This is a genomic window from Hydrogenophaga palleronii (genome assembly GCF_031457455.1).
Classification (GTDB): domain Bacteria; phylum Pseudomonadota; class Gammaproteobacteria; order Burkholderiales; family Burkholderiaceae_C; genus Hydrogenophaga; species Hydrogenophaga palleronii_A.
Genome location: NZ_JAVDWU010000007.1, coordinates 277,891 through 292,855, shown reverse-complemented (window position 1 = coordinate 292,855; position 14,965 = coordinate 277,891). Strand labels below are relative to the sequence as shown.

Annotated in this window: 14 protein-coding genes; 10 read left to right on the top strand and 4 right to left on the bottom strand. The window is 64.5% G+C overall.

The genetic code is table 11. The features are described from left to right. Nucleotides 1–106 precede the first annotated feature (106 nt). Nucleotides 107–964 (top strand): alpha/beta fold hydrolase, encoded by an 858-nt coding sequence (locus J2W49_RS17520; RefSeq protein WP_310319136.1) that lies wholly within the window; start codon nt 107–109, stop codon nt 962–964. A gap of 128 nt (nt 965–1,092) precedes the next feature. Beyond that, nucleotides 1,093–3,063 (top strand): PAS domain S-box protein, encoded by a 1,971-nt coding sequence (locus J2W49_RS17515; RefSeq protein WP_310319132.1) that lies wholly within the window; start codon nt 1,093–1,095, stop codon nt 3,061–3,063. Here J2W49_RS17515 and J2W49_RS17510 read toward each other — a convergent pair. The 3 genes from J2W49_RS17510 to J2W49_RS17500 all read right to left on the bottom strand — a co-directional run bounded on the left by J2W49_RS17510 (nt 3,051) and on the right by J2W49_RS17500 (nt 6,024). Beyond that, entirely contained in the window at nt 3,051–4,343 is a 1,293-nt protein-coding gene (locus J2W49_RS17510) for an MFS transporter (RefSeq protein ID WP_310319129.1), read from the bottom strand. The genes J2W49_RS17515 and J2W49_RS17510 overlap by 13 nt on opposite strands. 18 nt (nt 4,344–4,361) lie before the next feature. Beyond that, entirely contained in the window at nt 4,362–5,192 is an 831-nt protein-coding gene (locus tag J2W49_RS17505; protein WP_310319126.1) for an undecaprenyl-diphosphate phosphatase, read from the bottom strand. A 244-nt stretch (nt 5,193–5,436) separates the two neighbouring features. Further along, nucleotides 5,437–6,024, bottom strand: a complete 588-nt coding sequence (locus J2W49_RS17500) for a hypothetical protein (RefSeq protein WP_310319123.1) — start codon at nt 6,022–6,024, stop codon at nt 5,437–5,439. Nucleotides 6,025–6,266: 242 nt separating this feature from the next. On the opposite strand from J2W49_RS17500, the gene J2W49_RS17495 reads away from it, so the two are divergent. The 6 genes from J2W49_RS17495 to J2W49_RS17470 are packed head-to-tail and all read left to right on the top strand — an operon-like array spanning nt 6,267 to nt 11,645. Continuing rightward, entirely contained in the window at nt 6,267–6,569 is a 303-nt protein-coding gene (locus J2W49_RS17495) for a 2TM domain-containing protein (RefSeq protein WP_310319120.1), read from the top strand. After that, complete coding sequence (locus J2W49_RS17490; RefSeq protein ID WP_310319118.1) at nt 6,566–7,645, top strand: alpha/beta hydrolase family protein; 1,080 nt, start codon at nt 6,566–6,568, stop codon at nt 7,643–7,645. Before J2W49_RS17495 ends, J2W49_RS17490 begins: the two co-directional genes overlap by 4 nt. Next, nucleotides 7,642–8,736, top strand: coding sequence for a sensor histidine kinase (locus tag J2W49_RS17485; RefSeq protein ID WP_310319115.1), 1,095 nt, complete (start codon nt 7,642–7,644; stop codon nt 8,734–8,736). The genes J2W49_RS17490 and J2W49_RS17485 overlap by 4 nt, the downstream gene beginning before the upstream one ends. 29 nt (nt 8,737–8,765) lie before the next feature. Beyond that, a complete protein-coding gene (locus tag J2W49_RS17480; RefSeq protein WP_310319113.1) occupies nt 8,766–10,028 on the top strand; it encodes a glycosyltransferase in 1,263 nt (420 codons plus the stop codon). Continuing rightward, nucleotides 10,018–10,818 carry a PIG-L deacetylase family protein gene (locus J2W49_RS17475; RefSeq protein ID WP_310319110.1) on the top strand — a complete coding sequence of 267 codons (801 nt, stop codon included), beginning with the start codon at nt 10,018–10,020 and terminating at the stop codon, nt 10,816–10,818. The genes J2W49_RS17480 and J2W49_RS17475 overlap by 11 nt, the downstream gene beginning before the upstream one ends. After that, nucleotides 10,815–11,645 (top strand): LytR/AlgR family response regulator transcription factor, encoded by an 831-nt coding sequence (locus tag J2W49_RS17470; RefSeq protein ID WP_310319108.1) that lies wholly within the window; start codon nt 10,815–10,817, stop codon nt 11,643–11,645. The genes J2W49_RS17475 and J2W49_RS17470 overlap by 4 nt, the downstream gene beginning before the upstream one ends. 6 nt (nt 11,646–11,651) lie before the next feature. On the opposite strand, the gene J2W49_RS17465 is transcribed toward J2W49_RS17470, so the two are convergent. Further along, nucleotides 11,652–12,080: a hypothetical protein gene (locus tag J2W49_RS17465; RefSeq protein ID WP_310319105.1), complete on the bottom strand. Its 429-nt coding sequence runs from the start codon at nt 12,078–12,080 to the stop codon at nt 11,652–11,654. A gap of 143 nt (nt 12,081–12,223) precedes the next feature. On the opposite strand from J2W49_RS17465, the gene J2W49_RS17460 reads away from it, so the two are divergent. Both J2W49_RS17460 and J2W49_RS17455 read left to right on the top strand, forming a co-directional pair. Beyond that, on the top strand, nt 12,224–12,853 hold the full coding sequence (locus J2W49_RS17460) for a DUF924 family protein (RefSeq protein WP_310319103.1): 630 nt from the start codon (nt 12,224–12,226) through the stop codon (nt 12,851–12,853). An 84-nt stretch (nt 12,854–12,937) separates the two neighbouring features. Continuing rightward, entirely contained in the window at nt 12,938–14,803 is a 1,866-nt protein-coding gene (locus tag J2W49_RS17455) for a choice-of-anchor I family protein (protein ID WP_310319099.1), read from the top strand. Nucleotides 14,804–14,965: the final 162 nt, after the last annotated feature.

Genomic DNA, 14,965 nt, shown 5'->3' with positions numbered 1-14,965 from the left:
CCGCGCCGCCTGCGGCGTCACCCCCTGTCAGGGGGCAACACCAGCCGTCCGGCAGAGCCGGCCCGGCGGTGTTTCTGGATTGGGTCACCTCTCTCATTCATCCGCTGTGTCCTTGATCGTTTTTTCTCACGCCAACAGTTTTCCTGCCAGCACCTATGCCGTGCTGTTTCGCAGCCTGCGGGCGCGCGGCTTCACTGTGCGTGCGGTGGACAAATACGGGCACGACCCGGCCTACCCTGTCACCAGCAACTGGCCGCACCTGGTGCAGCAACTGGCCGACTTTGCCGCACCTGAGATCGAGCAGCATGGCGACGGGGTCTGGCTGGTGGGGCATTCGCTGGGTGGGTTCCTGAGCCTGATGTGCGCCGCCCGGCACCCTCGCCTGGGCGGGCATCCTGTCAAGGGTGTGGTGCTGATCGACTCACCGGTGCTGGGGGGCTGGCGGGCCCGCACGCTGGAGGTCATCAAGCGCACCCAGCTGGTGGGCTCGGTCTCTCCCGGCAAGGTCAGCCGCAAGCGGCGCGCGCATTGGCCCGATGCGCAAAGTGCCTTTGAACACTTCGCCCACAAGAAGGCCTTTGCCCGGTGGGAACCCCAGGTGCTGCGCGATTACATCGACCATGGCACACGAGACGTCAACACGCCGCAAGGCCCGCAGCGTGCGCTTGACTTCGAGCGAGACATTGAAACCGCGATCTACAACACCCTGCCCCACAATCTGGATCGCCTGCTGCGCCGCCACCCGCTTCAATGCCCGGTGGCCTTCATCGGTGGCACCGAATCCCTGGAAATGAAGCAGGTAGGCATGGCGATGACGCGCAAGCTGGTGGGCAAAAACCATCCCGAGCGCCTGATCATGGTCGAGGGCAGCCACCTGTTTCCCATGGAGCACCCCCAGCAGACGGCGCTGGCGATCGAACAGGCACTGGGCAACCTGGCAACGGGGCCAGTCGCGCCAAGGTGAGCCGAACACAGCCACCGCACCCCTTCACGTAAAGGGCTAAACCGCCAAAAAAGCCCGGATATTCTGAGGCTCAAACGCCCGGCACTCCGGTATAACCGAGCCGAGATGGACCCGATACCGCCCTGCCCATGACGCCCAATGAGCCGCTTGCCGACCTGCGCCCAGGCCTCGTGAGCCGGCTGCTGGCCTGGCATCCCCAATCCCATGCGCTATGGTTGCGCATTCTGGTCGCCATTGCACTGACCGGCCTCGCGGCATGGATGCGCATCGCATTGGCTCCGGCCGAATCGGGCGGACGTTTCATCACCTTCTCGCTCGCCGTGGTGCTGTGCACCATTTACGGGGGCTTTCTGACAGGCATGGTCAGCACGGTGCTGGGCATGCTGCTGGCCAACTTCTTTCTGGTCCCGCCCTATGGCAGTCTGGCCTTTACCGATCCGGTGGAGGCCTTGTGGCTCAACGGCTGGCACCTCATCACACAGCTGGTTGTCATGGCATCGATTGCGCTGGTGCAGCGCCAGCACCGCCGCCTCCAGGATGCAGCCGCACAGGTGCAACAGGGGCACAAGCAGTTGGAAGACACGTTCGAACACAGTGCCACGGGCATGGCACACAGCCACATCGACGGACGCTGGATCCGCGTGAACCAGACCTATTGCGAGCTGGTCGGCTACACCCAGGCAGAAATCCTGAGCATGACGTTCAAGGACTTCACGCACCCCGACGACATCGACATCGATCTGGACAACCTCGCGCGCACACTGGCCGGTGAGATCGACCACTACAGCTTCGAGAAGCGCTACATCCACAAAAAAGGGCACACCATTTGGGTGTACCTGACGCTGTCCCTGATCCGGAAAGCCGACGGCACCCCCGACTACCTGATCGCGGTGGTACAGGATGTGAGCCGGCGCAAGGCATCTGAAGCCGCGCTCGAAACCAGCGAAAAGCTGCTTCGGCAGGCCCAGAAGATCGCGCGCATGGCCACCTGGCAGGCCGACCTCGCCACCCAGCACTTCCATCTTTTGTGGGACTCCCACAACATCATGTGCGTGCCTGCGGCCGGATTGTCTGCCAGCCAGATGATCGAAATCACACACCCCGACGACCGGGAAACGATGATGAAAAAATGGTCGCTCGCGGTGCAGGGCAAGCAGCCCTACGACCTTGAATACCGTGTGGTGATCGACGGCGAAGTGCGCTGGCTCTCGGTACAGGCGGACTTTGAACGTGATGCCCAGGGGCGGGCGATCCGTGCGCTGGGCGTCACCTACGACATCACCGCACGCAAGCGCGCCGAACTTGAGGTCCTACGACTCAATGCCTCTCTGGAGCAGCGCATTCAGGCACGCACCCAGGCGCTCAAAGGCGCTTACGAAGAGCTCGAAAGTTACTCCTACGCCGTGGCGCACGACCTGCGATCTCCGCTGCGCATCATCAATGGATTTGCCATGGCCATCAGGGAAGACAACCCCACCCTGGCCCCCGACAGCCAGCAGCACCTGGAGCGCATCATGGGTGCCAGCAAGAAGATGGGTGAACTCATCGACGGCCTGCTTCAGCTCTCGCAGTTCGCCCGAGGTGAGCCCCATCGCACCCGCGTCAATCTCAGCGCCATCGCCGCGCGACAGCTCGAAGAGCTGGCCAGCCAGGAACCGCAGCGTCAGGTGACCTGGGAAATCGAGCCCGGCTTGACAGCCATGGCCGATGCACCGCTGGTCGAGGCCCTGCTACAGAACCTGCTCAGCAACGCCTGGAAATACACGGCAAAAGCGCCCCATGCGCACATCCGGATTCACACGGTGACACGCAATGGCCAGCCCCACTTCTGCATCAGCGACAACGGTGCCGGCTTCGACATGGCGCGCGTCGACAAACTCTTCATGCCGTTTCAGCGGTTGCACATGCCGCACGAATTCAACGGGCTCGGCATCGGGCTGGCCACCGCCATGCGCATTGTTCAACGCCATGGTGGTGAGCTGCATGCCGAGTCCATCCCTGGCCAAGGCGCGACCTTCTGCTTCACCTTGCCGGACGACCAGTCCGCTGCGTCGGACCAACGAATCGCCGCATCGGTGGTCGTCGCTCAGAGCGAGTGAGGCGGCGATGCAGCCGGTGCAGCGGAAGGGGAGGCGTCGCTGGTGTCGCGCGGATCCATCTGCAGCACCGCCTGCGACCCGCTGCCCATGACCACATAGTCGGCCTTGGCGGTTTCCGGCACAGGCGGTGCGGAGCCCATGCGCTTGAGCGTGTACAGCGCCAGCAACACCAGCACACCGGCGAAAAACACCATCAGGCTGCTGGCGCCAAACTGGTCCATCACGCCACCCGCCAGCACGGGCCCCACGGCCGCACCCACGCCGTGCACCAGCAGCAAGCCACTGGTGAACTCCAGCAGGCGCGACGAATCGATCACGTCGTTGACGTGCGCCACGCCCAACCCATACACCGTGAACACCAGCCCGCCATACAGCAAGCCCACACCCACCAGCCAGCCCACGTTCAGGGCGGGCAGAACGAAGGCCACGGCGGCCAGCGCCGCAGCACCCAGGCACACCCACATCAACACGCTGCGGCGATCGTGACTGTCGGAGTAGTGCCCCACCGGCCACTGGAAAATCGCCCCACCGAGAATGGTGGCGGCCATGAACGCGGCCACGCCCGTGTCCGACAGGCCCACACCCACCGCGTACAACGCGCCCATGCTGTAGAAGGTGCCGTTGAGTAGACCGGAAGCAAACGCCACCGCCACCCCCAGCGGTGAGGCCAGGTAGAGCGTGCGCAGGCTAAAAGACGGTGCTTCCACAGGGGCCGGCTGGTTCACCGGCGTGAGCGTGATCGGCAACAGCGCAAAAGAGAACAGCACCGATACCATCGCAAACGGAACGAAACCCAGGCGGTCGCCCACCAGAATGAGCCATTGACCGAGTGCTAGCGCCACGAAGTTCACCGACATGTAGGCCGCAAACACCTTGCCCCGGTGCTCGTTCGGCGCCAGCGCATTGAGCCAGCTTTCCACCACGATGTAGAGTCCCACCAAACACACCCCGGTGACCAGACGCAGCAAGCCCCAGAACCAGGGATCGATCCACAGTGCGTGCAGGATCGGCATCGTCGACGCGACCGACGCCATGGCCGCAAAGGTGCGGATGTGCCCCACCCGGCGAATGATCATGGGCCCCACATAGGTGCCCAGCACGAACCCGGCAAAGTAGGCCGACATCACCAGGCCCAATGTGAGGCCCGAAAAATTGGCCAGTCCGGCGCGCAGGCCCACGACCGAAAAAAGCAGCCCCACGCCCACGACCAGCAGCCCCACCCCGCTCAGCACCGACGAGAGTGGCCACAGCAGCCTGCCCAATTCGGAACCCCTGGTCATCATCTGCGCACGGTCCGATCAGGAAATCCAGTCGACCCAGCCCATCGAGGCCGTCAACAGGATCAACAAACCAAAGCCGATGCGGTACCACGCAAACGGCACGAACGTGTGGTTGCCCACGAAGCGCAGCAGCCAGCGCACACACACCCAGGCCGACAGCCAGGACACCACCAATCCCACGGCAAACAGCGGCATGTCTGCGGCGCTGATCAGATGATGGTTCTTGTAGAGGTCGTAAGCGGCTGCGCCGAAGAGCATCGGTATCGCCAGGAAAAAACTGAACTCGGTGGCCGCCTTGCGGTTGAACCCGAGCAGCATCGCGCCAATGATCGTGGCCCCTGACCGACTCACACCGGGCACCAGCGCCGTGCACTGCACCAGGCCCACCTTGAGCGCATCGGTCCAGCGCACGCTGTCCACGTCGTGCACATGCACCACGCTGCCGCGCTTCTGCAGGTGTTCGGCCCACAGGATCACCAGGCCGCCCACGATGAAACCCAGTGCCACCACGAACGGGTGGAACAACACGCCCTTGATCACGTCGATGAACAACACACCCGCCAGCGCCGCCGGAAAGAAACCGATCAGCACGTTCAGCGTGAAGCGCTGCGCCGGTGCCTCGCGCGGCAAACCCACCAGGGTGGCCCACAAGCGGCTGGCGTACAGCGAGACGATGGCCATGATGGCGCCCGTCTGAATCACCACTTCAAACAGCTTGACCTTCTCGCCATGCCAGTCCAGCAGGGCGGCCGTCAGGATCAGGTGACCGGTGGAAGAGATCGGCAAAAACTCGGTCAGGCCTTCCACCACGCCCATGATGGCGGCCTTGATCAACAACGCAATATCCATGAAACATCCGCTTCGGGCGTGTGCCCGGGAACAAGAAACCGACAGCGGGCTAGCCCCATTTTCAAGGCAACAACCCAACGCATCAGAAGAAAGAAAGGGGAGAGAGGATGCGGACGCCAAAGTCCCACCGCAGGCATTGCGCATCCTTGTTGTCGGCCTTTTGAGGCGACCTCCCGAAGCGCACTATCCTACCGTCAGACCCTTCGAATTCCCGTCAGGCAGGCCCCAGCTTGTGTCTCATTGTTCAGGGCGCCTGAACCGGGTCGAGCCGCAGCTGCAGGCCGCCGGGCACCACCGTCAGCTGGCCGGGCGTGTATCCACGGCGGCCGACCGATTGCAGGTCTTCTGGACGGATGCGGTACACCACAAGGTCCCGGAGCAGGTCTTCCGCCAGCATGCCTCCCAGGCGGCTCGCATGCAGCCCTGTCGGGGGTGGCATGCCGGGCACGTCGAAGTTTTCGACACGCACTTCGTGGAGCCGCACGGTCTGGTCCCGGGTGTCGATGCGCAAACCGTAGCTCAGTGCCAGCTTCCCGCGCACCGCTCGTGAGGACGGCCTGCCCACCGTGCCCAGCACATAGTCCAGTTCGGTACCCAGGCGGTTCTCCTCCGGCATGAGCCGCACGCGAGGCGCGTCGAGCGAGAGCTCGAACACCTCCATGAAGCGGCGCTGCACAGGAAACTGAACGGCGATGCGCTCGACCAACCGGGCTTCCGAAATCTCCAGCGTGCGCGGGCGGGGCGCTGGCATGGCGCAGCCTGACAAGGCCCACACCGACCACAAGCCCCCGGCAGCAAGCAGCGTTCGTCTCATCAAGGTGGTGCGGGTCATGGGGTCTCCTGGCAGTGCACGACGTCTGGGTGGCAAAGGACATGCTACCGCGACAGCAAAGCCTGCCCACAGGAAACCGTGCATTTCACGCCCGCCCGGTGGTGTTTCACACCTCGTTCCGGCGTTTGGTCGCAAAGCGGTGGCAGCGTAGGCAAGCAGGCGGCACATTCGAGCCCGAGCCGGTTGCCACGGTAGCGGCCAGCCCAACGCCCCAGTCATCAGCACAGACCGAAAGAGCCACCATGAATCCAAACACCCTTTCATCCGACGCCGACCTGAAACGGCTCGCCCGCAAGCGGGTCAAGGCCCGCCTGGGCTGGTTGATCCACGCCACGGTCTATGTATGCGTGATCACCGGCCTGACATTGCTGGGTCTGTCCCAGGGCAAGGCGTGGCCCATCTTCCCGGCGCTAGGCTGGGGCTTCGGCCTGCTCATGCATGGCCTTGCGGTGTTCGTTGTGGGCGCAGGCGGTGCACTGCGCGAAGAGTGGGTGGAACGGGAACACCGGCGGCTGGTGCGCCAGCGAACAGGCACCCCTTCATGAACCTGTCTACCCATTGGCACAGACTGCTCGGCACCCTCATGCTGATCTTCACAGGCGCGGTGCAGGCCCAGGTCGGCATGACCCAGCTTCAGGTGGGGCAGATGCCGGTCACCTTGACCTACCCCACATCAGCGCCCGTCGCTCCCTACTCGGTGGGTCCATTTAACATGCAAGTGGCCCTCAATGCCGCGCCCTCGCCCGGGCGTTTTCCCCTGGTGGTCATGTCGCACGGCTCGGGCGGCAGTGCCTACCCGGACCACGCACTGGCCAGCACCCTGGTGCGCGCGGGTTTCGTCGTGGCCCAGCCACGCCATCACGGCAACAACCACCTCGACAACAGCCTGGCCGGCCCGCCCACCTTCCGGCGGCGACCCGGTGAAGCCATCGAAGTGATCGATGCGCTGGCACAGGACCCGCAATGGTCAAAGCGGCTGCAACTCGACCGGGTGGGCGTGCACGGCATGTCCGCCGGCGGCGTGACGGGGCTTGCGCTGGCTGGCGCGCAGTGGCGCATGCTGAATCTGGTGCGCCACTGCGACCGCAATGGGATGGCCGATGAAGGTTTCTGCTTCCTGGGCGCCCAGGAACCAGAGGCCCGCGCCGCGCGCCAATCCAGTTTCAAGAGCGCCCGCTACTGGCCCGAATTCGTTCTGCCAGCCGATCTCAAGACCGTGCACGGCGGCCGCACGCCCACACCGGGTGAACCCGATCCACGGCCCGACCCACGGGTGGCGGCCGTGTCGCTGATGGTCCCGGTGGCTGCCATCTTCAGCGCAGAGAGCCTGGCGCGCATCCGCATTCCGGTGGGCCTGGTCAATGCGCAAGACGACGAAGTGCTCGTGCCGCGCTTCCACGCCATGCACGTGCTCCAGCATTGCACCACCTGCAAGCTGCTGGCCGATCTTCCAAATGCAGGGCACTTCGACGCGCTCTGGCCCTGGCCACCCGCGGTGGCGCGGGAAGTGGCGGGCACACAGGTGCGCGGCGGCCTGCCCCACGCTGGATTCGACCCGCGCGATCGGGAAGCCGCCCACCAGCGCATCGCCGAGTTCTTTCGTCACAATCTGGGGTCATGACCGCCACGCTGCGCCACGCCCTGCTCAATGCCATCCCGGAGGGTGCCTGGCGTGGTCTGTTCACGCGCGGCGGCATTGTCTGGTCGTTCGCACTGTTCATTGCCCTGTTCAACTGGCACGGCGGCAACAAGGGCCATTCACTGGACGTGGCCTTTGTCTATACCTACGCCATCAGCACCAGCATCTGGTTGCTGACCGACCTGCTGCGTTTTCCCCTGCGTGGCTGGCTGCAAAGTCCTGCGCCCCACTACTGGCCTGAGTCGTGGCGCGCGGCCCTGTGGTTGTTGTTCGGCATCTTGCTGGGCTACATCATCGGCACAGCCATTGGCGATGCCTACGCGGGCCATTCCACCTGGGACCTACTGCATCTGGATCCGCAGCGCTTCACCGCCCTCATGGTGTCGTCTGCGGGCATCAGCCTGGGTTTCCTCGGCTACTTCTACCTGCGTGGCAAGGCCGAGAGCCTGCAGCGCCAGGCCAGCGAGGCACAGCTCAGGTTGCTGGAATCGCAGCTGGAGCCGCACATGTTGTTCAACACCCTGGCCAACCTGCGCGCACTGATCGGCACCGACCCCGTGCGCGCCACCGTCATGCTGGACCGGCTCAACGACTACCTTCGTGCCACGCTGCAGGCCTCACGCGCCGACGCCCAGGCCACGCGCCACACCCTGGCCGACGAGTTCGACCGACTGAACGACTACCTTGCCATCATGGCCATCCGCATGGGCCCGCGCATGGTCTACACACTCGACCTGCCCGCAGAGCTTGCGACCCATCCGCTGCCTGCCCTGCTGCTTCAGCCGCTGGTGGAGAACAGCATCCGCCATGGGCTGGAGCCCAGTGTCAGCGGCGGCGAAATCCGTATCGAGGCCCGGCGCCAAGGCGAGGTATTGACCGTGACGGTGCAGGACAACGGCGTCGGCTGCAACACGGCGGCCCATGCCGGCTTCGGCCTGCGGCAAGTGCGCGAGCGATTGGCCACAGCCTACGGCAGGCGTGGGCGACTGGATTTTGTGTCGGAGCCGGGCCAGGGCACGACCGCGCGGGTGGATCTGCCTTGCACCAGCCCCCCTGGCCCACGAGCGGGCTAACATCGGGTCCCGCCCTCGACCGACCGCCCATGCCAGTCTCCGACGCAACCGCGTCCGCCCCCAGCGGAACCATGGCATCCCAGCAGAAGAAACGGCGTCTGCTCGTCCTCGTGGACATTCCCGCCATTCAGCGGGAAGACGGGCACTGGCTGCTGCCCACCAAACTCGTGACCGGCATGCGCGCCTATGCCGAACAGTGGAGCGGCCCGGTGATGCTCGGCCTGCAACCTGGCCACCAGTCCAGCGCAGAACTCGACAACGCCTACTGGCCTCCTGAGACCCTTCCCTTTCAGGTGCAGGCGTTTCGCTTCAGTGAACTCGCCGAACGCGGTCACACGGCGCTCAAAAATGCGCTGGTCATGGCGATGTTGCACCACGAACTGCACGGCCTGGCGCGTCGGTGCCGGGAAGTGGGTTCGTTGTTCGTGGTTGGCACCGAACTGACCTTGCGCACGCAGGTGCAGATCGCGCGATCGCTGCACAGGCCAGGACCCGCTATGGTCAAAAAACTGATCTGGCTGTCACTGAACCACCGGCGCGCCCTGCGCGATATCACGGAGGCTCAAGGCCTGCAGTGCAATGGCACGCCCACCTTCGACGCCTACGCCCACCGCAACCCCCATGCCCTGCTGTATTTCGACAACCGAACCACGGCAGACATGCTGGCCAGTGCGCAGGACATCGATACCCGCTTCGAGCGCCTCGCACGGCGCGGGCGCCCACACCTGTTCTTCTCGGGCCGACTCCACCCCATCAAGGGCGCGCACCACCTCGTGCCCATGGCCGCACACCTCAGGCGACTCGGCATCGACTTTGAACTGTCGATCGCCGGCGACGGGCCGCTTCGGGGCGAGATCGAATCGCAGATTCGGGCGCACGGGCTTCAGGACCAGATCCGCTGCCTGGGAACGCTGCGGTTCTCAGACGAGCTGATGCCCCTGCTGCGCAGGGAGATCGACCTGTTCACCTGCCCCCACCTGCAAGGCGACCCGTCGTGCACCTACCTTGAGACCCTCAGCGGCGCCGTGCCCATCGTGGGCTACGACAACGAGGCCTGGCAAGGCCTGCACCGGCGCTCCGGCGCGGGGGTGCTGTGCCATTCGCGCGATCCCGCCCACCTGGCCGCGGCCGTAGCGACGCCGGTGCAGGACGTCACTGCCCTGCGCAAACTGGCGCACAAGGCGGTGGACTTCGCGCAAAAACACTTGTTCGACATCGAGTTCAATCGCCGCATCGCCCATCTGAAACAGGTCGCGTCGCAGGGTGATGCCGGAGATACACATGCTCCATGACAACGACAGCGTGCGCGAATGGCTGAACGCCATCGGCGTCGAGCGCCTGGTCGTCATCTCACCACACCTGGACGACGCCGTGCTCTCTGTCGCCGGCCTGCTGCGTGCAGCCTCCGCGCGTGCCAAGGTCCTGACGGTTTTCACCGAAGCCGACCCGCAGCACGGCATGGCATGGGCACAGGCCGCCGGGTTCGCAGATGCCCGCGAGGAACACGCAGCGCGGCGGCTCGAAGACCTGCGTGCCATGCAATACCTGGGCTGCGGGCATGTGCATGCCGGCCTGCGCAGTGGTGAGTTGACCGACGAAGCCGCCCAAGGATTGCTCCGGGGCCTGCTCGACAACCAAGCCCCGGAGCCATCCGACGCGCTTTTTCTGTTGCCGGCGGCTTCTGGCGGTACCCGGCCTTACACCTGGTTCCAGAATCTGCGCAACCGCCTGTTGCGCATCCCCTTCGGCGCACCGGCCCACCCTGAACACCAACAGGTGCGGGACCAGATGTGGAAAGCTCTTTCCAGTCGTTTGGCGCGCGTGGGCTTCTATGCCGACCTGCCCTACGCCTGGCGCCAAAGCGACGCAAAAATCCAGGCCGAACTCGAAGCCCGTACCGCTCAACCCCTGGAGGCCATCCACATCCGGGGCGACCTGAAGGACAAGCTCGCAGCAACCGGACACTATCCTTCCCAGATGCGGTTGATCCTCGGCCAATCGCCCGCCTACCAGCAACGCGTGCTGAGCCGGCCGGAATGCATCTTTCTGGTCAAGACCCCACCAACGACCGGCACACCATGAACCAATCCGGTAAGCGTCCCACCGCCTTGATTGCGGAAGATGAACCCCTGCTCACTGCCAGCCTGCAAGCCGAGCTGCAGCGGGCCTGGCCTGAACTGCAGATCGTCTCGCTCGTGGGCGACGGCGTGTCCGCCACTTCAGAGGCCTTGCGCCACCGGCCAGACGTGTTGTTTCTCGACATCCGCATGCCTGGCCAGAGCGGGCTTGAAGCCGCCATCGAACTGGCCGATGAATGGCCTGCAGACGCCCCCTTTCCGGCCCTGGTTTTTGTCACCGCCTACGACCAATACGCCTTGCAGGCTTTCGAAGCCCAGGCGGTGGATTACCTGCTCAAACCGGTGATTCCGGATCGTCTGGCACACACCGTGGCGCGGTTGCAGCAGCTGCTGGCAGGTCGCGAAGCCGCACGTGCCCCGCTCGGCACTGCGCTTGAACAAAGCCTGGCGCAACTTCGCGGTTTGTTGGCGGCCGAATCTGCCCCGGGCCACACAAACTCCGTGCCGAAACTGAAAGTGATCCAGGCGAGCACGGGCAACGTCATTCGCATGGTGCCCGTGGAAGAAGTGGTGATGTTCGAGGCCGCCGACAAGTACGTGCGCGTGCTCACGGCTTCACACGAATACCTAATCCGGACACCCCTGAAAGAGCTGATGCCCCAACTGGACCCAGCCGATTTCTGGCAGGTCCACAGGGGCACCGTGGTGCGGGCTTCAGTGATTGACACCGTCCACAAGGACGACGCCGGCAAGTTGCATCTGCGGCTGCAAGGACGCCCGGAGTCCGTGCCAGTGAGCCGCCTTTACGCCCAGCGCTTTCGCGCCATGTGAAGTGGTTTAGCGGTAGCCGTAGCCGTAGCCATGGTCGTGGCCGTGGCGGCGCCGGTCGTCACGGTCGTGGCGATGGCGGCGCTCGTCCCAGTGCCGGCGGTTGCTCGGGCGTTCGTAGTAGATCGGTGGAGGCGTTACCACGACAGGACGCACGCCACGGTACACCGGGGGTGGTGCGTAGTACACGGGAGGCGGCGCGTAATAGACTGGGGGAGGTGAGTAATACACCGGCGGCGGCGAGTAATACACCGGCGGGTGATTGGAAGCCCCAATACTGATGCCGGGGGCATGCACGCCTACGGAAAAATGCACATCGCGCGCATACGCCTGGGTGGTCGACAAAGCCCAGGCCCCTGCTGCCAGAGCGGCCAGTGTCAGGGCTCGGGCCCAGGCCGACGTGCGGCTCCAGGGTTTGTTCAAAGTCAGGCTGTTCATGGTGGGCTCCTGGTTGCGGGGCTTTCGTGAGACCCGTGAACGTATTACAGACAATTCCCCGGTAACCTGTACCGCATGCTTCGTCAAAGACGTTGCAAAACGTAAACAGACCGCCATTGTTACACCTTCAGCCCGCCATCCATATGACCTCAAACCCTGCTCCCGCCTCTGAAAACCCATCTGACGCCGTGCTCAGCTTCTGGCTGGGTGATGCATTAAAAAGCGACTGGCCAGCGCAGAGCCGCAACGACCTCTGGTTTGGCGGCGGCGCCGCCCAGGACCAGCTCATCACCCAGCAATTCGGGCACCTGGTTGAAGAAGCCTTGGCCGGCGGGCTCACCGAATGGGAAACGGCCCTCGATACCCGGCTGGCGCTCATCATCGTGCTCGACCAGTTCACCCGCAACGTGCACCGCGGCAAGGCCCAGGCGTTTGACGGCGACGCCCGCGCCCAGCAACTGGTCCTGCGCACGCTCGCGCAAGACGAAGACAAGACCTTGCCCCGTGTGGCACGCGTGTTCCTCTACATGCCCTTGATGCACGCCGAACACCTGGCCCTGCAAGAAGCGTGTGTGGCGCATTTCACCGAACTGGCAGAAAACGCCCCGCGCGACCTGCGCGAAACCCTGAACGGCAACCTGAAGTTCGCGCAGGCGCACCGCGACATCGTGGCCGCCTATGGCCGGTTTCCCTATCGCAACGCGGCCATGGGGCGCGAAACCACTGCCGAGGAAGCGGAGTTTCTGAAAAACGGCCCACGTTTCGGGCAATGAGCCAGGGAAGCATCACGGCTCTGCCACACCAGCGTCACGATCGGTCACTACAACACGGGTATCCCCAACCCGCAAGACCGATCCATGAACCGACCGCTGAAGCCTTCCCGCACACGCCTTTTCACCGCCTCGCTCATCGCCGCGGCCGCTCTGGTGGCCTGCGGTGGCGGGGAAACGCCTCCGCCGCAAGACGGCAAGGCCACACCGGTGGGCGTGAAGCTGGAGAAGATCGGCGGCTACAGCACGGGCTTGTTCGGCGTGAGCGCGGCAGAAATTCCGGCGTTTGACGCCGCATCGCAGCGCGCCTTCGTGGTCAACGCCGCCGCCGGCAGAGTGGACGTGCTTGACCTGAGCGTGCCGTCCGACCCGGTGAAGATCGGTGAGATCGACACCAACGGCATTCTGGCCGGTTCGGTGGTCAACAGCGTGGCGGTGCATGACGGCCTGGTGGCCGTGGCCATCGAAGCCAGCCCCAAAACCGACAACGGCCGCGTGGCCCTGTACCGCGCCCACGACCTGAAGCTGATCAGCCATGTGGAAGTGGGCGCCCTGCCCGACATGCTCGTCTTCACGCCCGACGGCAAGACCGTGCTGGTGGCCAACGAAGGCGAGCCCAGTGACGACTACCAGATCGACCCGGAAGGCTCGATCAGCATCATTGATGTCAAGAAACCCGCCAAGCCCACCGTGCGAACCGCCAGCTTCGCGGCCTTCAACGGCCAGGAAACCACCCTGCGGGCCCAGGGCGTGCGCATCTTTGGTCCGGGCGCCAGCGCCGCACAGGACTTCGAACCCGAGTACATCGCCGTGTCGCCTGACGGTAAGACCGCCTGGGTGGCTCTGCAGGAGAACAACGCCTTTGCCATTCTCGACATCAAGAAGGCCCAAGTGCAGCGCATCGTGGCACTGGGCCAAAAAGACCATGGCCTCAAGGGCAACGAGCTCGATGCGTCCGACACCGACCTGCGGGCCGACATCCGCACCTGGCCGGGCGTGCGCGGCCTGTACATGCCCGACGCCATCGCCACCTACAGCGTGGGCAAGCAGACCTACATCGTCAGCGCCAACGAAGGCGACGCGCGCGCCTGGGGTGAAGGCAACGATGCCTATTGGGCAGGCGACGCCAGCCAGGGCTTTGTTGAGGAATTCCGCGTCAAGCACCTCATCAACCGCAACGGCTGGGGCGGCCGCGCGGGCGACGACCTGCCGCCGCAATTGAACGCACTGGCCGCTGGCGGCCTGCTCAATCCGTCCACCTTCGCCTACTGCGGCGCCGTGGCCGGCAACCCTGGCGACTGCCGCGCAGACAACCACCTGGGCCGCTTGAATATCACCTGGACCGAAGGTTACCGCCGCGACACCATGGGCAACCCCATTCTGTTCAACGCCAGCGGCCTGCAAGACCCTGCCGGCAACCGCCTGATGTACGACCACCTCTACGCCTACGGTGGCCGTTCGGTTTCGATCTGGAATGAAAAAGGCGAGCAGGTTTGGGACTCTGGCGCCGACATCGAAAAATTCCTGGCCAGCGACGAATGCATGGCCGGCACCCAGCGCAACATTCCCTGCAAGACCTTCTTCAACGCCAACCACGAAGAAGGCAGCACGCTGGACAACCGCAGCGACAACAAAGGCCCCGAACCCGAGGGCGTCACCGTCGGCACCATCGGCAAGAAAACCTTCGCCTTCGTGGGCCTGGAGCGCATGGGCGGGGTGCTGGTGTACGACATCACCGACCCCCAAGCGCCGGTGCGCATGGACTACCTGAACACCCGTGAAGACTGGACCACCGAAGATCCGTCCACCGTACTGGACACAGCGGGCGACCTCGGCCCTGAAGGCCTGGCCTTCATCCCCGCCCACGATTCACCCAACGGGAACCCCCTGCTGCTGGTGGGCAACGAAGTGAGCGGTACCACCGCCGTGTTGCAGTTAAAGTTGACGTACTGACCTGCCGATAAAGTTTCAAGGCGAGCGCGCCATGCGGCGCGGCCGCCACCGCGCACAGGTCAGGCCCATACAAAGGCGCTGGCCGGCATCGAGCCGGGCTCGGGGGTCGTTCCCCGTCGCCCGGCTCTCCATTTGGGGCATCGGAAAACACCATGTGCACGC